The following is a 21,222-nucleotide window of genomic DNA, read 5'->3' as shown; positions in this document are numbered from 1 at the left end:
CGGTTATTTGCATAAACATAAAAAAGCAATTACATCAATCACACATATACATGAACAAAAGGGGTAAATTTTTAATTGGCTTGTTAGGCTGCCTGTGGTGGTTTAACGGGTTCGCGCAACAGTCGCCGCCGGAGGGTACGGTACATAACTTTAGCCTGGCCGATTGCATCAACTACGCTTATGAGCACCAGGACTCGGTAAAGAATGCCGCGCTTGATGTAAAAAGCGCGGAGTACAAGGTTAAGGAAACCATCGGCATCGGCTTACCGCAGATTAATGGATCAGTAACATTTAATGATTACCTGAAATCGCCCGTAAATGTTGGTCCTAACTTTTTATCTGGTCAACCAATTGATCCCGATGCACGATTAATTGCTTTTCCGTTTGGGCCGGTTAAGTATACAAATACTTATACTGTGCAGGGTACACAATTGATATTTAGCGGTACATTTTTAGTAGGATTAAAGGCTGCAAAGGTTTATAAGGAGTTGTCGCAAAGGAGTTTAACACGCTCAAAAATTGAAACCAATGCATCGGTAACAAAAGCCTACTACCAGGTATTGGTTAACAATGAGCAGATAAAGCTGCTTGATGCCAACCTGAAACAGCTTAAACAACAGTTGGATGAAACTGTGGCGCAAAACAAACAGGGTTTTGTAGAGAAGATAGATGTTGACCGCCTTTCGGTACAATACAATAATTTGGTTACCACACGCGAAAACACCATCCGTTCTTTATCGCTAAGCAACCAGATGCTTAAATTCCAGATGGGGATGTCTATTGAGGAAGAATTGACGCTTACCAATAAACTGGAAGATGTAGCCCTAAATGCCAACGTGGCTGAAAATTCGGTAGACACCGCTTTTTACCGCAAACGTATTGAGTATAATTTGCTCGAAAGTAACATTAAGTTAAATGAGCTGGATGTAAAAGCTAAAAAGGCCGAATTTTTACCCACGCTTTCAGCCAATGGAGGTTATGCAGGTACGTTTCAGGAAAACAACTGGCGCTTTTTGTTTGATAAGTTTTATACCTATAGTTATATAGGCCTTAGTCTTAATGTACCGATATTTAGCGGTGGGCAGCGCTCTAACCAGTTAAAGCAACTGCAGGTTAACGTGCAAAAAGCCAAAAACGATCTGCATAACGCAACTAATGGTTTTAAACTTCAGGCAAACGCGGCTAATGTTAATTATATAAACAGCTTGCAATCGCTCAATAATCAACAAAACAATCAAAAACTTGCTCAAGAGGTTTTGCGTGTATCACGTATAAAATACGGGCAGGGGGTAGGCTCAAGCATTGAAGTGTCGCAAGCGCAAACCGCTTTAGAGCAAGCCAACAATCAATACATCGAAGCACTGTACAACGCTTTGGTAAGCAAGGTTGACCTCGATAAAGCTTACGGACGTTTAAACTAAATCAAACTAACAATCACATAATCCATAAAAAATGAAGAACCTGATATACATAGCCGCGCTGATGTTCCTTGCTTCATGCGGTGGCAAAAAAGATAAGAAAGCCGAACTGGCCGACCTTAAAAAGCAGCAGGGTGAACTTAACCAAAAGATAGCCAAGCTACAGGCCGAAGTGGGCGGTACCGATTCGGCTAAAACTATGGATGTAACGGTATTTGATGTGCAGCCGGGCCAGTTCAATAACTATGTTGAAATACAGGGCCGAATTGACGCGCAGGAGAATGTTACCGCTTTTTCTCAGGCACCGGGTACAATTACCGCTATCTATGTAAAGCCTGGTCAGCATGTTAGCAAAGGGCAGGTGCTTGTGCAGTTAGATAATGTTGTACTGCAGCAGCAAATAGCACAGGCCGAAGCACAGGTACAGCTTTCGCGCACATTGTATCAGCGTCAAAAAAACCTGTGGGATCAAAAAATTGGTACCGAAGTGCAGTTTTTGCAAGCGCAAACCACCCTACAGGCTAATGAAAAAGCGCTCGCAGGGCTAAAACGCCAGGCCGATCAGTACCGTATCAAATCACCTATCAATGGTTCAATTGATCAGATGGATCTGAAACTGGGTCAGGCTATATCACCGGGTCAGCAGGGTAGTGGTATACAGATAGTGAATGATGAAATATTAAAAGTAAAGGCTAACGTGCCCGAATCATATTCGGCAAGTGTAAGCACCGGCAATAATGTAAAGATCGTTTTTCCGGATGTTAAGGACTCATTGACCACCAAGGTAACCTTCGCCGCTAAAGCGATCGACCCAACATCACGCAGCTTCCCTATCGAGGTGAAGCTGCCCGAGCGTAAAAGCCTGCGCCCGAACATGACGGCCGTACTAAAAATATCTGATTATAATAAAGCAAACGCGCTGGCTATACCCATTAAGGCTATCCAGAAATCAGAGAACGGCGATTATGTTTTTGTGAATGTTAATGGTGTTGCACGTCAAAAAACCATAAAGCAAGGTGCGGTATCAGGCGGCAGGGCCGAAATATTATCTGGTCTGAATGCAGGCGATAAGATAGTAGTTGAAGGCGCCGCTGATATTGAGGATGGCGATAAGGTTAAAGTACTACAGGGCGTAAACTAATATAAAACACTAAACCGGTTTGTTATGAAAGATAATGAAAAGGAATTTGCGCCCTCCAGTTGGGCCATTGATAATAAAACGGCGGTGTATGTGCTGGTGTTTATCATTACCTTATTAGGTTTGGTAAGCTACGTTACGCTGCCCAAAGAAAATTTTCCGGACATTGCCCAATCAAAGGTGTTTGTTACCACACAATACCTTGGCCAATCGCCTGAAAATATTGAGCTGCTGGTTACCCGGCAGATTGAAAAGCAATTAAAATCACTTAAAGGTTTAAAAAAGGTAACCTCCAATTCGTTGCCTAACGTGTCGGTAATTACGGCAGAATTTAATGCTAATATTAATATCAGGAATGCTAAGCAGGATGTTAAGGAAGCGGTTGACAAGGCAAAACCCGATCTGCCGCAAAATGATAACAACCTGAAGGAAGCATCAATATCTGATATTAACGTTGCCGATCTGCCCATTCTTTACATCAATCTTTCAGGTAATTATGATCTGAAAAAACTAAAAGAATTTGCTGATAACCTGAAGGATGAGATAGAAAGCTACAAAGAAATATCTAAGGTAGAGATGGTGGGCGCGCTGAAGCCCGAGATTGAGATCAATGTTGACATCAATAAAATGACGGCCGCCCAAATCGGGTATAACGATATTATAAGCGCTGTAGGTGGAGAGAACATTATAGCCTCTGCCGGTACCATTAAAATGGATGGCGTACGCCGCAGTGTTGATATAAGGCAGGATTTTAAGAATGCCGAAGAGGTTGCCGCCATGATTATCCGTAACCCTAACGGCAGGGCGGTTTACCTGCGGGATATTGCCGAAGTTAAAGATGGTTTTGCCGAGCAGGATAGTTACGCGCGCTTAAAAACCAATGATCAAAAGAATTTTAAGAATGTAATCACGCTCAACATCAGCAAACGATCCGGCGAAAATTTGATCGAAGCATCAGATAAGATCAACCAGCTTATCGAACTAAAAAAGAAAGATGAATTTCCTAAAGGACTGGACATAACCGTAACAGGCGATCAGAGTGATAAAACCCGTGTTACCATTAATGACCTGGTAAATACCATCATTATTGGCTTTGTGCTGGTAACCATCATCCTGATGTTTTTTATGGGAACCACTAATGCCATTTTCGTAGCGTTATCGGTACCACTATCATGCTTTATAGCGTTTTTAATAATGCCGGCCATAGGGTTTACACTCAACATGATCGTGCTGTTCTCCTTCCTGTTGGCGTTGGGTATTGTGGTGGATGATGCCATTGTGGTGATCGAGAATACGCACCGTATTTTTGATAACGGTAAAGTGCCAATTAAAAAAGCCGCTAAAATTGCTGCAGGTGAGGTGTTTCTTCCGGTATTCTCCGGCACCATGACTACCCTTGCACCATTTGTCCCGTTAGCATTTTGGAATAGTTTGATCGGGCATTTTATGTTCTTCCTGCCTATTACACTAATTATTACCCTGCTTGCATCATTACTGGTGGCATACATCATCAACCCGGTTTTCGCGGTCGATTTTATGAAACCGCATATTGAAGGCGAGCATGATAACCCTAAGTTTGATAAAACCGTTAAGCGTGTGCTTGCAGTTATGGGAATTATAGCCGTATTAGGTTATTTTATAAATGTAGGCTTAGGTAACTTTGTAGTGTTTGCCGCGGTACTGTATCTGCTTAACCATTTTGTGTTTATCAGGTTGATTGATAAGTTCCAAAAAAATGGGTGGCCGAAGTTCCAGAACTGGTATGGCCGTATGATTGAAAAGGCGGTACGCAGACCATGGCAAATACTGTTCGGTATCATCGCTTTGTTCTTTTTTAGTATAGGGTTCATGATCATTCGGTCGCCAAAGGTGGAGTTTTTCCCGCAGGCCGATCCTAACTTTGTATACGTATACATTACGATGCCTACCGGTACCGATCAGGCTTACACCAATACGGTTACCCAAAAGCTTGAACAACGGGTGGCATCAACGGTTGAACCATATAAACACATCGTTTCGTCCATCATCTCTAATGTAACCGTAAGTGTAACCGATCCGCAGGATGAAGATCAGGGTGACTATCCTAACAAGGGCAAAATAACGGTAGCTTTTGTTGAGTTTGGCGAACGTGATGATGTGGATACCAAAATAGTAATGGGCAAGATACGCGAGGCTGTTAAAGGTGTTATACCGGGTGCGCAAATATCCGTAGCACAGGAGAATGGTGGCCCACCAACACAAAAGGATATCAGTATTGAAATGGTAGGCGATGACCTGGATACCCTTACCAAAGCCGCCGTACAGCTTAAAAACTATATTGTAAAACAGAATATCGGCGGTATTGAGGAGCTGATGCCCGATGTGCAGGACAATAAGCCGCAAATAGTTTTTGCCGTAAACCGTGAGCGCGCTAACCGGGAGGGCATTAACACCAATCAGATAACGCAGGCTTTAGGTGCTACCATATACGGTGCCAAGGCTGCCGATTTCAGAAATACCACAGAGGATAATTACGAGATAAACGTACAGGCCAAAGAGGAGCAGCGCCATGATATTGACGCGATACGCAACTTGAAAATCACCTATCGTGATTTTGCTACAGGCGGTGCTATACGCCAGGTGCCTATATCTGCTTTTACTGATATTGAGTATAAAAATACCTATAGTAACATTAAGCACAAGCAACAACGCCGGGTTATTACCCTTGGTTCAAACGTTATTAAAGGCTTTAATGCCAACGAGGTTAACCAGCAGATTTTGCAGGCAATCAGCAATTACAAATTGCCCGAGGGTGTGGTTATCCGTCAGGGTGGCGGGCAGGAAGATCAGATAGAGGCAGCGACATTCCTTGTATCTGCCCTCGGTGTTTCCTTTATGCTGATATTGGTGATCCTGATGATGCAGTTTAACTCTATTGGTAAAACTTTTATCATTATCAGTGAAATATTGTTCAGTATCATTGGTGTATTCCTGGGCGTAAGTATTTTCGGCATGACTATTACTATTGTTATGACCGGGGTAGGCATCATCGCCCTCGCTGGTGTGGTGGTGCGTAATGGTATATTGCTGGTTGAGTTTACCGACTTACTGCTGGAGCAGGGCATGAGTTTGCACGATGCCGTTGTTGAGGCCGGACGTACCCGAATGACCCCGGTTATCCTGACCGCTACTGCCGCCATATTAGGATTGATACCATTGGCCGTAGGCTTTAATATCGACTTTGTGGGCTTATTCACCTCGTTTGAGCCGCACATTCACTTCGGTGGTGATAACGTAGCCTTCTGGGGCCCATTATCATGGACAATGATATTCGGTTTAGCCTTTGCAACCATTATCACACTGATACTGGTGCCATGTTTATACCTGATACGCAGCCGTATCAAGGATAGGCTTGCCGGTAAAAAGCACGATGAAGATGCCCCGACCGAACCACATTTACTCGAAACGAAACACATATAATAAACAAGCAGGCCCGCATATAGCGGGCCTGCTTGTTTATTATAAATTCTAAAATGATAAGCTCTAAATTCTAATATATAATATAAAACATTTCTTTCCACTAACCACTAACCACTACTGTATCTGCCAGTCTATAGTTTGCTTATCCTCGTTTTTTAAAATGGCATTTGTTTTTGAAAAGTGCTTGCAGCCAAAAAAACCACTGTCGGCAGAGTAGGGTGAAGGGTGGGCGGCTTTAAGGATATGATGTTTGCCTGCGTCAATCAGTTCAGCTTTTGCCTGGGCAAACTTGCCCCATAGTAAAAATACAATGCCATCTTTTTGTTCGGATATAGTTTTGATAACCGTATCGGTAAAAATTTCCCAACCCTTTTTTTGGTGCGAACCAGGACTGCCCGCGCGCACGGTAAGCGTGGCGTTAAGCATCATTACCCCTTGCTCAGCCCATTCTGTTAGTTCACCATGCGAGGGTATGCTGAAGCCCGGAATATCTGTCAGCAGCTCTTTATAAATATTTTTAAGTGATGGAGGAGGATTTATTCCTTTTTGTACCGAGAATGACAAGCCATGCGCCTGATTAGCGCCATGATAAGGATCCTGACCAAGGATAACTACCTTTAGTTTATCAAAAGGTGTTTTGTTAAACGCGTTAAATATATCGCTGTTTTTAGGGTACACAGTTTGTCCGCTTTCTTTTTCTGATTTTAGGAACTCACGCAATTTTACCATGTAGTCCTTTTGGAACTCATCGCCTAAAACATTCAGCCACGAAGGCTCTAAATCTATCGCCATAAATATTGTTTGCAGATGTTGATTAAGAGTGCAAATTAACGGATATTTGCGCTTCAAATTGTTATATTACAAATTATGTCAAATATTGTTCGCTTAGTTATAGCGTGTGTAATAATGGGTGCAGGTGTAACACTGTGCGCATTTGGCTTTTGGGGTTGGGGCATACCATTATTTATATTTGGTGGCCTTGTGCTGCTAACCTTCTTTTTTAATGAGAACATGATTATAGCGCAATACTTTTTGCGTAAAGAGAATACCGAAAAGGCCGAGGAGTGGCTTAACAAGATCACCGATTACGAAAAGCAATTGCACCGCAAGCAACACGGTTATTATAACCTGCTGATCGGTTTGATCGAATCGCGTAAAGCACCGTTAAAGTCAGAAAAATTCTTCAAAAAGGCGCTTACGCTGGGAATGGGCATGTCGCACAATATCGCCCTGGCCAAGATCAGCCTTGCGGGCATAGCCATGGCCAAACGCAATAAGCGCGAGGCGCAAATGTATTTGCAGGAAGCCGCTAAGGATGATAAGAATAAGTTACTTGCCGATCAGATAAAAATGATGAAAGCGCAGATGGCGCAAATTGACAAGCAACAGGTGGTGCGTGGAGGTTACCGCCAGTTCTAAACAAAACAAAAAAATTGACGAAAAAGAAAAGCGGTACAGATAATGTATCGCTTTTTATTTTTCGTCAATAGTGCTGAAGTAACCCGGCTCTGCTGCATTGCCTTGTACCGGCATGTAGCGCCTGTCAGGGAAACTAAAATCATCTTCCGTTGGGTTTGAAACCTCAACCATTTTCAGGATATTTCTGATCAGTGACAAGTCAAATGTGCTCTTGTTTAGTTTGATCAGGTATTCGTTTTCCGTTATCTCAAGGATTGAACCAGTCATAATCTTTCTTGTTTACAGTATTTAACCATAAAATTAAACAACTGTTTTTATACGAAAGTTTTATGAGTTTTAACATTTCGTTAAAAAAATGTTATCAATAAGGGTATAAAACACAGCAGTACAGTAATTTATTGTTCAAATTTACTGTCCTGCTGTATAAAGTTGACTCTGTAAATTCCCAAATTCTAAAAATTCAGGTTCAGAATATTAAGCGAACCATGCCATCACTTCCTCTTTTGTTGGCATAGGTATATCAAGCTTCATTTTTTTACGCATACCGCCAAGGTCATTAAATACCTTGTTTGGGTTACCTGCTTTTAGTTCTTCTATAGTATTGAAGCCCATTTTGTTAAGCACCGGTACCCATTCTGCCTTTACGCCGATGTTTACAAAATCCTCAACCGAAGTAACTTTGGCTTTCTTTTCAGGGCGCATCTGCGGGAAGAATAATACTTCCTGAATGGTGCTTTGGTTGGTCATCAGCATCACCAAACGGTCAATACCAATACCCAGGCCTGATGTTGGCGGCATACCATATTCCAGCGAGCGCAAAAAGTCATCGTCCATAGCCATCGCTTCTTCATCACCACGGCCGGCCAATATCAATTGCTCTTCAAAACGCTCACGCTGATCTATCGGATCATTTAGCTCCGAATATGCGTTGCCTATTTCTTTGCCATTTACAAACAGCTCAAAACGCTCTACCAGGCCATCCTTGCTGCGGTGTTTTTTAGCAAGCGGTGTCATTTCGATAGGGTAGTCGGTAATAAAGGTTGGCTGTATCAGGTTAGCTTCAACTTTGGCACTGAATATCTCGTCAATCAATTTGCCTTTACCCATTGATTCATTCACCTCAATAGCCAGGTCGGCACAAACCTTACGTAAACCGGCCTCATCCATTTGCGATACATCGATGCCGGTGTATTTCAAAATAGAATCGTACATGGATAGCTTTTCATACGGGCCTGCAAAGTTGATCTCGTTAGCGCCAACCTGTACGCTGGTAATACCATGTACGGCTTTGGCAACGGTTTCCAAACATTCTTCAAGCATGCCCATCATCCACACATAATCCTTGTAAGCCACGTAAATTTCCATGGCGGTATATTCCGGGTTGTGCGTGCGATCCATACCCTCGTTACGGAACATCTTACCAAACTCATAAACACCATCAAAACCCGCCACGATCAGTCTTTTCAGGTAAAGCTCATTAGCTATACGCAGGTATAAAGGCATATCCAGCGTGTTGTGGTGTGTAGTGAAAGGCCTTGCAGCCGCACCACCGTGTATGGATTGCAGTATAGGCGTTTCAACCTCCATCCAGCCCTGCGCGTTAAAGTAATTACGCATAGTACTGATCACTTTAGAGCGGTTGATGAAGATCTGTTTGAATTCCGGGTTTACCGTCAGATCCACATAGCGCTGACGGTAACGCAGTTCAGGGTCGGTAAAGCCATCATATATATTGCCTTCCTCGTCGCGTTTAACCACCGGTAGCGGTTTAAGCGACTTTGAGAGAATGGTCAATTCCTCGGTATGTACTGATATTTCGCCGGTTTGGGTTAAAAAAACAAAGCCCTTAATGCCTACGTAATCGCCAATATCAAGCAGTTTTTTAAATACGGTGTTGTATAAAGTTTTATCCTCACCGGGGCAAATATCATCACGCTTAATGTAAACCTGCACACGGCCGGTGGTATCCTGTATCTCAAAAAATGAGGCACTGCCCATAATACGGCGTGTCATGATACGGCCGGCAACGGTTACCTGTTTATAAGCATCGGGGTTACTGCTAAAATTTTCGTTAATGTCCTTAGCCCAGGCGGTAACCTTATATTCTTCGGCCGGGTAGGGGTCAATACCTAAATTGCGTAGCTGTTGTAACGATTCGCGACGTATAATTTCCTGTTCGGATAGCGCAATGCTCATAGTAAAAAGGTGTTTTTATTAAGGCTGCAAAAATAGGTATTTTTTACTTAAGGCCGTATTAAAGCCTTCAGGTTATATTAAACAATAAATTCGGCGACAATAAACCGATTAATAATTACTTTTGCACTCCAAAATTATACTGTACATGACAGCTAACGAGATACGCAAAGCTTTTCTTGATTTTTTTGCTTCTAAAGGCCATACCATCGTGCCATCGGCACCTATTGTAGTTAAAAACGACCCTACACTGATGTTCACCAACGCGGGTATGAACCAGTTTAAGGATATATTTTTAGGCGAAGCACCGGCAAAAAGTTCACGCGTTACGGATACGCAGCGCTGCCTTCGTGTGTCAGGCAAGCATAACGATCTGGAAGAGGTGGGTATTGATACCTATCACCACACCATGTTTGAGATGCTGGGTAACTGGAGCTTTGGCGACTACTTTAAAAAGGATGCCGTTGCCTGGAGCTGGGAGCTGCTGACCGAGGTATATAAATTACCCAAGGATCGACTTTATGTAACCTATTTTGAGGGCGATGCCAAAGAAGGCCTTGAAGCAGATACTGAAACGCTGGAACTTTGGAAACAATACGTTGATGATAGCCATATACTGCCCGGCAATAAAAAGGATAACTTTTGGGAAATGGGCGAAACCGGCCCATGCGGCCCATGCTCTGAAATACACTTTGACAGTCGTGATGAAGCTGAAAGGTTAAAGGTGAAAGGTGAAAGCCTGGTAAATGCTGACCACGACCAGGTGATTGAGATATGGAATAACGTATTTATGCAGTTTAACCGACTGAAGGATGGTTCGCTGCAACAATTACCCGCCAAGCATGTAGACACTGGTATGGGTTTTGAACGTTTGGTACGTGTGCTGCAAGGCAAAACATCAAACTATGATACTGATATTTTTCAACCGCTGATACAGTTTATAGCTGATAAAAGCGGTAAACAATATAACGCTGCCGCAAAACCGGGCGAAGATGGCTGGAATGAAGCCGTTGCCATGCGTGTATTAGCTGATCATATACGTGCCATCAGCTTTGCTATCGCCGATGGGCAACTGCCATCAAACAATAAAGCCGGTTATGTAATCCGCAGGATATTACGTAGAGCAGTACGTTACTCATACCAATACTTAGGCTTTAAAGATCCATTCATCAATCAATTGGTGACGGTTTTGGCTGAGCAATTTAAAGGTGTGTTTGATGAATTGTGGGAGCAGAGGGATTTTGTGCAGAAGGTGATTTTGGAAGAAGAGGTTGCATTTTTGAGGACATTGCAAAATGGAATAAGACGATTTGATGAAATAACTTCTGTACAAATTATTGGTCAGACAATACTTTCAGATGCCAATATTGAAACACGAGATGCAATAAATAAGATAATTTCAGGGCAAGCAGCTTTTGAATTATCTGATACTTATGGCTTCCCAATAGATTTAACAGAGCTAATGGCTCGCGAAAAAGGCTGGAGTGTGGACATCGCAGGTTTTGAAGCCGCTCTCCAAGAACAAAAAAATCGTTCCCGCGCTGCCACTGCTATTGATACCGGTGACTGGATAGTATTAAAGCAAGATGACTCCGTTGAATTTGTAGGATATGACGAAACCGAGGCCGTTGCCCATGTGGTAAAATACCGTAAGGTTACAGCTAAGGGTAAGGAGCAGTATCAGATTGTTTTGGATAAAACACCTTTCTATGCCGAAAGCGGGGGCCAGGTAGGTGATAAGGGCGAACTTGTTTTTCCGGATGGGGAGATAGTTTACGTTACCGATACCAAGAAAGAGAACGGCCTTACCGTGCATTTTACCGATACCCTGCCCGAGGGCATCAGCGATGCGTTAACCGCCATTGTTGAACCTGCTTTACGCCATAGCAGCGAGAGTAACCACTCGGCCACGCACTTACTGCACGCCGCGCTTAAGCAGGTTTTAGGCACGCACGTAAATCAAAAAGGCTCGCTGGTTAATGCTGATTATTTACGTTTTGACTTTTCGCATTTTGCAAAGGTAACCGACGAAGAAATTGCCCAAATTGAAGCAATAGTAAACGCCAAAATTCGCGAGAATATCGCCCTGAAAGAAGAACGCAACGTGCCTTATCAGCAAGCATTGAATAGCGGCGTAACTGCACTTTTTGGCGAAAAGTATGGCGATTATGTACGCGTAATCACTTTTGATGATGACTTTAGCAAGGAGCTTTGCGGTGGCACACACGTAAAAGCTACCGGTCAAATAGGTTTCTTTAAAATTACCAGCGAAAGCGCTGTGGCTGCCGGTGTGCGCCGTATAGAGGCCATCACCGGTATTGCTGCCGAGAACTACATCAATGCGCAAAGTTTGTTGATTAGTCAGCTAAAGGAGCTGCTTAAAAATCCGAAGGATATTACCAAAAGTATTGAAAGCCTGATCAGCGAAAATGCCGGACTAAAAAAAGAACTTGAAAAAAGCGTACTTGAAAAAGCTGCCGGTTTAAAAGATGATCTGGCTAAAACGGCCGAAAATATTAATGGCATCAATTTCATCGCCCAAAAAGTGGCGCTGCCTAATGCTGATGCTATCAAGAACCTGGCTTATAACCTGAAGGATATGGTAAGCGACATGTTTCTGGTGTTGGCTGCCGATATTGACGGCAAACCAAGCCTTACTGTTATGATAGCCGAAAACCTGGTGAAAGATAAAGGTTTGAACGCGGGTACTATTGTTCGTGAGCTTGCCAAAGAGATACAAGGCGGTGGCGGCGGACAGCCATTTTACGCTACTGCCGGTGGTAAAGATGTTACCGGCATTGACAGGGCGCTCGAAAAGGCAAAAAGCTTTGTAGCGTAATAAAAAAATATCAGCATATAAAAATGGTCGGTTACCCTAAAGTAGCCGACCATTTTTTATATCTATCTAAATAATAATTTACAGCAAACTTTCAATAGCCAAACGGTACGAATCCATACCGAAACCGGCAATAACGCCCTTGCAGTTTTTAGCCAGCATAGATGAATGCCTGAACTCCTCACGCTTATATACATTACTAATGTGTACCTCAACCACCGGTGTATTAATACCGGCAATAGCATCACCTATGGCTACAGAGGTATGGGTATATGCCCCGGCGTTTATAACAATGCCATCAAAGCTAAAGCCAACTTCATGCAGTTTATTTATAATTTCGCCCTCTACGTTGCTTTGGTAATAGCTTATGGTAACATCAGGATAGCGGGCTACCAGTTGTTCAAGGTAACTCTCAAAACTGGCATCGCCGTAAATTGATTTTTCGCGCACGCCAAGCAGGTTTAAATTGGGGCCGTTAATTATCTGTATATTCATGGTGCTCAAACTTAGGTATAAATTAATAAAAGTAAAATTACGGTGAACTGGCAGCAGTCAATAAAAAGTTTTCAGGCGTATTTAAAGCTCGAGCGGTCATTGTCGGCTAACTCAGTTGAGGCTTATACCCGCGATATTGATAAGCTGGCGCAGTTTGCATCTGTTGATACTGGTAATACCATCGCGCCTGATAAGATAACCCTGGCTGATTTGCGCCGTTTCCTGGTATGGGTAAATGAGTTGGGTATGCTGCCCTCGTCCCAGGCGCGTATCCTGTCGGGTGTTAAAGCATTCTATAAATATATGCTGATGGAAGACCTTATGGTTGCTGACCCGTCTGAACTGCTTGAAGCACCCAAGATGCAGCGTAAACTACCCGATACGCTGAGCTATGACGAGATTAACCGCATCATTACAGCTATTGATCTTTCAAAGCCTGAAGGCGGGCGCAATAAAGCCATACTTGAAGTATTGTATAGTTGCGGCCTGCGTGTATCTGAATTAACGGAACTTAAAATATCAAACCTTTACCTCGATATTGAATTCATCAAAGTTACCGGCAAGGGCGATAAGGAGCGTTTGGTACCTATAGGTGGTGCAGCCACAAAAGCGCTTAAAATATGGCTTAATGAATTGCGCGTGCATATCCCGATCAAAAAAGGGGAGGAGGACATGGTTTTTCTTAATCGCCGGGGCAGCAGGCTAAGCCGTGTTTATATATTTATGATCTTAAAGGAGTTGGCCACTGTTGCAGGCATACATAAAAATATTAGTCCGCATACGTTCAGGCATTCATTTGCCACCCATTTGGTTGAGGGCGGTGCTGACCTGCGTGCCGTGCAGGAAATGCTTGGTCATGAAAGTATTACCACTACCGAAATTTACACTCACCTCGACAGGGATTTTCTGCGATCAACAATCAACCAATATCATCCCAGACGATAAAATATTTCGGGCTGATTTGAAAAATTAACAAGACAGCGTTAACGCCAAAAAAATCGAAATGTTTTGTGATTGCTGATAAAATGATAATTGTCTGAATTATTGAGCACATATTAACCGCTTATCATTACTTATTAGCATAAAAAATCATAATGCTAAAACCATTAAGTATGTAATATTTTTAATAATGTTAAAAATTTAAGCTTGTAATTTGTAACAATTGCAATACATGTAATGGTTTGATATTATATTTTTAAAAGATAGTTTTTTTGAAAATAATATTTTGATAAACCGTTTTTGTTGGTTTAATTTGTTGTACCGATTAAATAAACGTCACAATCACAAGTAAACGTTCATGCTTGTAATTGACAAAATAAACGCTCTTATAAACAACCATTAATTAAACTTCTAAACCAGTAATCTATGCGAAAAATTTTTACTTTGCACATCCCTTTTATGGCTTGAGTTGTGATTTAACATATTGTTAATCAGCAACATACCGCTTCGCGGATAATCATTTCTTTTATTTCAACAATCTAAAATATCCATTAATATGCGATACTTATGGCTGTGCTTTGCGGTTTTTTTCGGAACCACAATCAAAGCATCAACAGGCTTGGCTAAGGGTAAAAGTGAAGGGATAAGTAAATTTGAAATGTTTTTACTACAGGACACTGTACGTAAAGATACCTCAGCAAAAGACACCTTATTAAAAGACAGTTTAGTAGGTATGCAACGTTCGTTGTATAACCGGCGCACGGATAGTGTAACTGTTAAACCCGATCAGCTCACCCTATTTCCGGCAATTTCCCTGCAACAATATTTAAAAGGCCAATACGCCGGTTTGTATGTTCAGGAACCATCCGGCGAACCGGGTTCAGTTCAAAACATGTTCATTCGTGGCGCGGCAATGCCGTTACTGTCACGCAAGGAGCTGTATCAAACCCAACCACTTATTGTGCTTGATGGTATACCGCTAATTGCGGAGCATCCATTTGCTTACGATTTGCAGCAGTATGACTTTAACCGCCCCGGGCCGGCAACAAATATTTTTGCCAATATCGATATGAATAATATCGCCTCGGTTGAGGTTTTGTCAGATCTTGCCGCATCGGCTGTGTATGGCCCGCGCGCTGTTAACGGCGCTATTGTGCTGTCATCAAAAAGGCCGGGTAACATCCGCAGCATCAGCTTTAATTCATACATCGGTTTGGTACAGCGCCCATCGGTAACTACTATAAACGGTAAGTATGAAAATGCTTTCAGGCAGCGCTTTTACGACCTTTATACAACTAATGGCCGTTACTCGGATGATGAGAACTACCCGATCTACCTGAGCGATTCGCTGAACAATGTGTACAGTGGCCGGTCAGACTGGACCGATCTTTACTACCGCAATGCGCTTATACATGGTATAAACTTTGGCATTTCGGGTGGTACCAGCCGTGCCAACTTCCGTTTTTCTTTGGGTAATACCAAAAGCCAGGGTGTGGCAGATGATACCGGTATGGACAGGTATAGTGCCATGTTCAACATCACCATGAAGCCTGTGCCATGGTTGGTATTCTCGGCAATGGTTAATGCCAACCGTTTGGAGCGCGACCGTAACCGCTACCTGCGCGACCGTTTTACACAGGTTAACTATTTTCCGGACCTGAGCGCGCCGCTGCCGCCAAACAAGCAATATTATGCTGATTACATCAATCAGTACAATAAGGGTTTTGATGATAATAAATCAAACCTGGTACAGGGTTATGCCCGTATTGGTGTGGAGCTTGGTAAATTTAAATGGAATACAACATTTGGAGTTGACTATAATGAAGGCTATCGTGATGTGTTTTATGCCCGTACACTATTGCAGGGTAACAGTTACGCATCAAACTATTTTGGCTTTAACCAACGCCTGATGCTGGATAACAAAGGCACTTATGATTTTAAGCCCGCCAAAAATCACGATCTGCATATCGAGGTCGGCCAGTCAATACAATGGGATACTTATAAGTACAGCAATGCCTATGCTTACAAGGGAGCCAATGATTATATCAAGATCAACCTGCTCGAATCAGACCCGGGTAACTCAAACTATCTTAACCCCTTAGCTTTTCCTAAAGAGCTTACTTATCGTTTTCTTGACAAAACAGGTGATAACCTGATCTCATTTTATGGCAAAGCCGATTATACCATAAGTGATAAGTACATGATTTCGGCAACCATGCGTACTGATGGTTCATCAAACGCGCAGCCAACAAACCGCTGGTTCTTTTCGCCGGTGGTGTCGGCCGCGTGGAGCATGAAGAAGGAATTCTTGGAGGATAATAACACCTTCAGCGATCTGATACTACGTGCAAGCGTAGGGCGCATGGGCCGCCTTAACGCGTACGATAATTATGCCCAGGGGCCACAGTATACCGCAACAACAGGTTATACCGGTAACATTACGGTACCGGGTTATAACGCCATTGCTGTATTAACAAGGCCTTACTCTGCCGGATGGATAGGCTATGGTATACCATGGTCATACTCAAACCAGATCAACGTAGGTATTGACGCGGGTTTCTTTGCTGAACGTTTGCGCCTTTCAGTTGATGTATACTCAAAAACAGAGAAGAACCTTATTATTGGCGTTCCTGATTTTGCCGAGTATGGCTACAAACAATCGCTGGAGAGCGGCATGTCAGTAAATAACCGTGGTATTGACCTTACCATTAAAGCAGACATTGTTAGGCAAAGCGCTTTCGGTTGGACATCATCACTTAACCTTAACCACAACAGTAACAAGTTGAAGGCTCTGCCTCGCGGGCTTGATGAGCTGATTATTGGTAACCGTTTGTTAAAAGTTGGTCAGCCATTTGATCAGTACTGGGTATTAATTAACGATGGTATTTATACCAATAGCAGTGAAATACCTGTTGTTGACGGCCAGCCGCTTAAATACAATGGTATAGCCTTACAACCCGGCGACCCACGCTGGAGAGATATTAATGGCGATAACGCTATTGATAATAATGACAAGGTGTTGGCGGGCCATTCATTGCCAACCATTTCGGGGGGTTTTGATAATAACCTGCGTTACGGTAGCTGGAACCTTAATCTTAATTTTTACTTCAATCTGGGTCGTAAGCTGATAAACCAGGAAATGGCTAACAGGTTTGATTTTGTAAACCACGAGGGTAACAGTAATATCAACTCGGTTAAAGAGATCACTTTTTGGGAAAAACGTGGCGATTATTCAAAATATCCGCTGTATAACCCATGGAGCACAGTTATACCTTACCGTACCGATCAGGACCTTTTCCTGGAGAATGCATCTTTCCTGAAACTACGCACCATAGCACTTGGATATGACCTTACCAAACTGCTCAGCAAAAAAAGCATAAAGGTAACCCGTATATACGTGTATGGCTCTGTACACAATGTGTTTACCATAACGCCTTACACAGGGCAGGATCCGGAGTTGGTTAGTTATGATGGTTTTGATACCGGTTACGGCCAGCCAATACCGCGTACGTATACCCTTGGTGTTAAAATGGATCTATAAAACAGGATGTTAAAGAAAATCTGAAGCACAAAAAATGAAAAAGATATTATATATAACCCTGCTGTTTTTAGTTGCTCTTACCGGTTGTAACAAAATTCTTGATAAGGATTCGGTACGCGTGGTTGGTGAAAAAAACATGTGGAACAAGCTTGAGGACGCACGTGCCGGCATTATGGGTGTATATGCGCTTACAAGAGCCGCCCTGTCTGACAATAATGGCCACTGGATATATGGAGATGTACGTACAGGCGAATTCATGAGCCCTAACCGTCAGGATCTGAAAGCGGTAACAACCAATCAGTTAAATGCTTCGTACCCTACAATTGATGCCCTGTCAGACTGGACACGCTTTTACGCGGTCATCAATTCAGCCAATATATTTTTGGAACGCATAGGCGAGATACAAGCGGTTGACAGGCGATATACCGAAAACAACATGATAGTTGATATGGCGCAAGCACGCCTGCTCAGGGCCTTCGCCTATTTTTACATGGTGCGTATATGGGGTGATGTGCCTTTTATCGTTAGCTCGCACGATGGTAAGTTTGAAAATAAACCACGCGAGTCGCAAGCTAAAATATTGGTTTGGGTTGAGCAGGAATTACTTGCCGCTGCCGCTGATCTGCCTTTTATATACAGCGCCGGCGATGAACAGCAACCGGGATCATACTACGGCGAAACTGATGGCAGGTGGGGTGGAGCGTTAGCTACAAAAAACTCAGCTTATGCCATATTAGCCCATGTGGCGGCATGGCAGGGTAACTATGATGATGTGGCCACTTACGCGAAATTTGTTGAGGATAATTATGGTAAAAGCCGTATAGGCTATCAGTCAACCAATGACCTTACCAATTCAAATGGTTACTTCTATAATAAAAATACCAGCCAGATGTTTGGTTTTAACTCGGATTGGGGACATATTGATGGATCAGTAACCGGCCACATCGAAGAGCTGACACTGGCCCAGCCGGTTATCACTAAGAGCATACCGGATATTTACATGCCGAAGGATACCATCATCAAGGTGTTTGACCAATTAAATGATGACCGCTTTAGCCTGGATACGCTTGGCCAGCCACGCAGCGAAAGGTACTTTACCAACTTTAATGGCAAATACCCCATCTTTAGCAAGATCAAAGTTATTCAGGGTGGTACTACCGACCCGAACTTCAGGTACTTTACCAGTGCGCTGATATTTACCCGCCTTGAGGATATTGTATTGCTGCGCGCTGAAGCTTTGGCGGTTTTAGGTGATCAAAATGGCGCTATCAATGAAGTAGTTAATATCATGAGCCGCCGTGGTATCAATAACATCTTTATAAATAGTGATGTTATTGACCTGGTTTTTGAAGAGCGCCGCCGCGAGTTAATGGGCGAAGGTCATCGCTGGTATGACCTGGTTCGCTATAACAAAATCAAGCAAAATAATGCGGCTTTCATGCAGCTTATCAACTCACAGGGCATATACTGGCCTGTATCGCGTAAGCTCATTTCACAAAACAATCAATTAACACAAAATCCTTACTGGAAATAAAACAGACATATATGAACAATCTAAAAAGATATATGAAAGCTCCGGCACTGCTGTTTTGTGTGGCGGCAACCCTTTTTGCCTGTAGCAAAGATGGTGGATACTATGATGCTGCAAATAACGATCCGCAATTTGCCGGCAATACCTATGAGTATCTAAAAAGCAAACCCGGAGTTTACGATTCGCTGATAGCCGTTGTTGACCGCATGGGCCTAAAACAAACGCTTACTGATAGTAATGTAACGCTGTTCGCGGTAACTAACCCAAGTTTTCAATTAGCTATTAACAACTTAAACACCCTGCGCAGGCAAACTGACAAGGATCCGCTTTACCTGTCAAATATTGATGGTGTGCACCTGGATACCATGGCATCATACTATATCGTACGCGGAAAGATCACTTCAGACTCATTAACCCTGCAGGATGGGCTTGATTTACCAAGCGTACGTTTTGCTTACCCTATGCATGGTAAACTCATCCGTAACTCAGCATCCGGTAATGTTGGTGCAGGCCCTGTAGCGGTTGAGTTCAGCAACACCAAACGCAGCAAATTTGTACGCAACTGGTCAACAACCACAACAGGCTCAAATAACATCCTGACCAAAAATGGTGTAGTTCACGTGGTTAGTCCTGATCATATTTTCGGGTTTGATGAATTTGTTACCCGGTTAACCTTTGTACCGCCGCCACCAAACCTGATGCTTGAAATAGGTGGTAAGCTTACTGTACTGCGTGATAATGCCGGCGGGCCTGATAACGGTGAGGGTTCTAAAAAAGTTATTGACGGCGACGATCATACAAAATTCCTGGCTGAGTTTCAGGGACGTATATGGATGCAATATGAACTTAAAGAACCGGCTGTATCAGGTGTATACACGCTTATCTCGGCCAATGATGCACCTGACCGTGACCCAAGGGCCTGGACCTACGAAGGTTCAATGGACGGTAAAACCTGGGTTGAGCTGGATAGACGCAGCAACTTCTTTTTTGAAGAAAGGTATCAAACCAAAGTATTTAGATGTGACAATACGGTTGCCTATAAATACTATCGTATAGATATCTCAGAGATCAATGGTAGCGGTGCATTCCAGTTAGCCGAGTGGACAATAAACCGTGCGAATTAAGAGATGAGTTTTAAAAAATTTAACATGATCCCTAACATGCACATAAACATTAAACAACAGTTTGCTTTGTTACTGCTTACGCTGATAACAATGAGCAGTTGCAAAAAGATATTTGACCTGCCCGATGAAAAGGACTATTTAAGCTCAAATGTTAACTATAATAACAAAATTTTCGATCCTATACTGGGGCGAAATACTGTTATGGGTGGTTTTAACGGTGATAATTCAACACAACCAATAAAATTCGAGATCATTAACCCCCGTTATGGCGATGGCCGCCCGGTAACCGATCTTTTTCAGGTTAAACCAACTTATGTATGGACCAAAGCCTATACCGGTCTTGAAAAAAGTATTGAGGAAATAGAAGCTAAACGCAAGCTTGAAGATCATCCGCTTTTTGAGGTACGCCAGTCGGGCGAGTTTATTATGTGGGCTTCAACTAACAACGATCTGATAACTCCACGCTCGGCCGATAGTACAAACTTTCCGCAGGATACCCGCTATTTTGACGTGAAGATCACCAACACAGGTGGCACCACAACCATACGCGATTTGCAGGTTCGTCCTTTCCGTGAGCGCCCGTATGAGCCATCAGATGATTTTAACATTTATTCAGGAGGGCCGGCGCCACATCCAAAATCTCCTTACAACCCTAACAGCCGTAATTACATCCGTCCGTTTTTGGATGGCGTAATAGGCGCTCAAACAGAAGAGCCGCTTAGAAGTAATGATGATTACAAAGATGTAGTGGTTTATATACGCCCTTTTACCGGCGGCAACGGCAACTCCATCAGGTTCAAATTTTTGGATAAAGATTCGGTAGCTATAAACCCGACAAAGTTTAATGAAACTAAATGGGATAGAATAGTACATGGCTTTAACATGGAGAAAACCAACGAGTATGTACAATATACCGTAGCATACCCTATACCATTGGTTGAAGTACCTACCAATTATGCGCCGGGTGGCAGCCGCGATCATGCCGAATTTAGTTATTCAAGAATAGGTTTTGGTGGCGGCCGCGCGATCGCAAAGTTTGGTATTGACTTCGCCATTTATAAAAAAGGCGACTGGGAGGTTGTATTCCACTTTACCAAAGAGAATCCAAAGTTTGAAGACGAATAAAAAT

Annotated in this window: 14 protein-coding genes; 10 read left to right on the top strand and 4 right to left on the bottom strand. The window is 42.9% G+C overall.

The genetic code is table 11. The annotated features are described in order from the left end of the window. The first annotated feature begins 50 nt into the window (after positions 1–50). The 3 genes from LJ707_RS04140 to LJ707_RS04130 are packed head-to-tail and all read left to right on the top strand — an operon-like array spanning position 51 to position 6,015. Positions 51–1,421, top strand: a complete 1,371-nt coding sequence (locus LJ707_RS04140; protein ID WP_228949527.1) for a TolC family protein — start codon at positions 51–53, stop codon at positions 1,419–1,421. Positions 1,422–1,452: 31 nt separating this feature from the next. Then, positions 1,453–2,559, top strand: a complete 1,107-nt coding sequence (locus LJ707_RS04135; RefSeq protein WP_228949526.1) for an efflux RND transporter periplasmic adaptor subunit — start codon at positions 1,453–1,455, stop codon at positions 2,557–2,559. Positions 2,560–2,583: 24 nt separating this feature from the next. Continuing rightward, a complete protein-coding gene (locus tag LJ707_RS04130; protein WP_228949524.1) occupies positions 2,584–6,015 on the top strand; it encodes an efflux RND transporter permease subunit in 3,432 nt (1,143 codons plus the stop codon). A gap of 114 nt (positions 6,016–6,129) precedes the next feature. On the opposite strand, the gene ung is transcribed toward LJ707_RS04130, so the two are convergent. Further along, positions 6,130–6,807 carry a uracil-DNA glycosylase gene (ung, locus tag LJ707_RS04125; RefSeq protein WP_228949523.1) on the bottom strand — a complete coding sequence of 226 codons (678 nt, stop codon included), beginning with the start codon at positions 6,805–6,807 and terminating at the stop codon, positions 6,130–6,132. A gap of 75 nt (positions 6,808–6,882) precedes the next feature. On the opposite strand from ung, the gene LJ707_RS04120 reads away from it, so the two are divergent. Further along, a complete protein-coding gene (locus LJ707_RS04120) occupies positions 6,883–7,434 on the top strand; it encodes a DUF2892 domain-containing protein (RefSeq protein ID WP_228949522.1) in 552 nt (183 codons plus the stop codon). Positions 7,435–7,488: 54 nt separating this feature from the next. Here LJ707_RS04120 and LJ707_RS04115 read toward each other — a convergent pair whose 3' ends face one another. Further along, positions 7,489–7,701 (bottom strand): hypothetical protein, encoded by a 213-nt coding sequence (locus tag LJ707_RS04115; protein WP_228949520.1) that lies wholly within the window; start codon positions 7,699–7,701, stop codon positions 7,489–7,491. 207 nt (positions 7,702–7,908) lie between these two features. Further along, positions 7,909–9,630 (bottom strand): lysine--tRNA ligase, encoded by a 1,722-nt coding sequence (gene lysS, locus LJ707_RS04110; RefSeq protein WP_228949518.1) that lies wholly within the window; start codon positions 9,628–9,630, stop codon positions 7,909–7,911. 145 nt (positions 9,631–9,775) lie between these two features. Here lysS and alaS point away from each other — a divergent pair, with 145 nt between their 5' ends. Beyond that, positions 9,776–12,466 (top strand): alanine--tRNA ligase, encoded by a 2,691-nt coding sequence (gene alaS / locus LJ707_RS04105; protein ID WP_228949762.1) that lies wholly within the window; start codon positions 9,776–9,778, stop codon positions 12,464–12,466. Between the two features lie 78 nt (positions 12,467–12,544). Here alaS and aroQ read toward each other — a convergent pair whose 3' ends face one another. Further along, positions 12,545–12,958, bottom strand: a complete 414-nt coding sequence (aroQ, locus tag LJ707_RS04100) for a type II 3-dehydroquinate dehydratase (RefSeq protein WP_228949516.1) — start codon at positions 12,956–12,958, stop codon at positions 12,545–12,547. A gap of 42 nt (positions 12,959–13,000) precedes the next feature. On the opposite strand from aroQ, the gene xerD reads away from it, so the two are divergent. The 5 genes from xerD to LJ707_RS04075 all read left to right on the top strand — a co-directional run bounded on the left by xerD (position 13,001) and on the right by LJ707_RS04075 (position 21,218). Then, the gene (gene xerD / locus LJ707_RS04095) at positions 13,001–13,903 is read left to right on the top strand and encodes a site-specific tyrosine recombinase XerD (RefSeq protein ID WP_228949515.1); all 903 of its coding nucleotides are present in this window, start codon (positions 13,001–13,003) and stop codon (positions 13,901–13,903) included. 550 nt (positions 13,904–14,453) lie between these two features. Then, the gene (locus tag LJ707_RS04090; RefSeq protein WP_228949513.1) at positions 14,454–17,438 is read left to right on the top strand and encodes a SusC/RagA family TonB-linked outer membrane protein; all 2,985 of its coding nucleotides are present in this window, start codon (positions 14,454–14,456) and stop codon (positions 17,436–17,438) included. Between the two features lie 34 nt (positions 17,439–17,472). Further along, a complete protein-coding gene (locus tag LJ707_RS04085) occupies positions 17,473–18,972 on the top strand; it encodes a RagB/SusD family nutrient uptake outer membrane protein (RefSeq protein WP_228949512.1) in 1,500 nt (499 codons plus the stop codon). A gap of 32 nt (positions 18,973–19,004) precedes the next feature. Beyond that, positions 19,005–20,093, top strand: coding sequence for a discoidin domain-containing protein (locus tag LJ707_RS04080; RefSeq protein WP_228949510.1), 1,089 nt, complete (start codon positions 19,005–19,007; stop codon positions 20,091–20,093). Positions 20,094–20,096: 3 nt separating this feature from the next. Continuing rightward, positions 20,097–21,218 (top strand): DUF5007 domain-containing protein, encoded by a 1,122-nt coding sequence (locus LJ707_RS04075; protein ID WP_228949508.1) that lies wholly within the window; start codon positions 20,097–20,099, stop codon positions 21,216–21,218. Positions 21,219–21,222: the final 4 nt, after the last annotated feature.

It is taken from the genome of Mucilaginibacter sp. UR6-1, from assembly GCF_020880975.1.
In the GTDB taxonomy this organism is placed as follows: Bacteria; Bacteroidota; Bacteroidia; order Sphingobacteriales; family Sphingobacteriaceae; genus Mucilaginibacter.
The sequence above is the reverse complement of the archived record's forward strand: the minus strand, read 5'-3'. Positions and strand labels throughout refer to the sequence as shown.

Excerpts from the sequence above, each read along its gene's own strand:
- LJ707_RS04140 (WP_228949527.1), top strand. The coding sequence starts at position 51 with ATGAACAAAAGGGGTAAATTTTTAATTGGCTTGTTAGGCTGCCTGTGG.
- LJ707_RS04135 (WP_228949526.1), top strand. The coding sequence starts at position 1,453 with ATGAAGAACCTGATATACATAGCCGCGCTGATGTTCCTTGCTTCATGC.
- LJ707_RS04130 (WP_228949524.1), top strand. The coding sequence starts at position 2,584 with ATGAAAGATAATGAAAAGGAATTTGCGCCCTCCAGTTGGGCCATTGAT.
- ung (WP_228949523.1), bottom strand. The coding sequence starts at position 6,807 with ATGGCGATAGATTTAGAGCCTTCGTGGCTGAATGTTTTAGGCGATGAG.
- LJ707_RS04120 (WP_228949522.1), top strand. The coding sequence starts at position 6,883 with ATGTCAAATATTGTTCGCTTAGTTATAGCGTGTGTAATAATGGGTGCA.
- LJ707_RS04115 (WP_228949520.1), bottom strand. The coding sequence starts at position 7,701 with ATGACTGGTTCAATCCTTGAGATAACGGAAAACGAATACCTGATCAAA.
- lysS (WP_228949518.1), bottom strand. The coding sequence starts at position 9,630 with ATGAGCATTGCGCTATCCGAACAGGAAATTATACGTCGCGAATCGTTA.
- alaS (WP_228949762.1), top strand. The coding sequence starts at position 9,776 with ATGACAGCTAACGAGATACGCAAAGCTTTTCTTGATTTTTTTGCTTCT.
- aroQ (WP_228949516.1), bottom strand. The coding sequence starts at position 12,958 with ATGAATATACAGATAATTAACGGCCCCAATTTAAACCTGCTTGGCGTG.
- LJ707_RS04090 (WP_228949513.1), top strand. The coding sequence starts at position 14,454 with ATGCGATACTTATGGCTGTGCTTTGCGGTTTTTTTCGGAACCACAATC.
- LJ707_RS04085 (WP_228949512.1), top strand. The coding sequence starts at position 17,473 with ATGAAAAAGATATTATATATAACCCTGCTGTTTTTAGTTGCTCTTACC.
- LJ707_RS04080 (WP_228949510.1), top strand. The coding sequence starts at position 19,005 with ATGAAAGCTCCGGCACTGCTGTTTTGTGTGGCGGCAACCCTTTTTGCC.
- LJ707_RS04075 (WP_228949508.1), top strand. The coding sequence starts at position 20,097 with ATGAGTTTTAAAAAATTTAACATGATCCCTAACATGCACATAAACATT.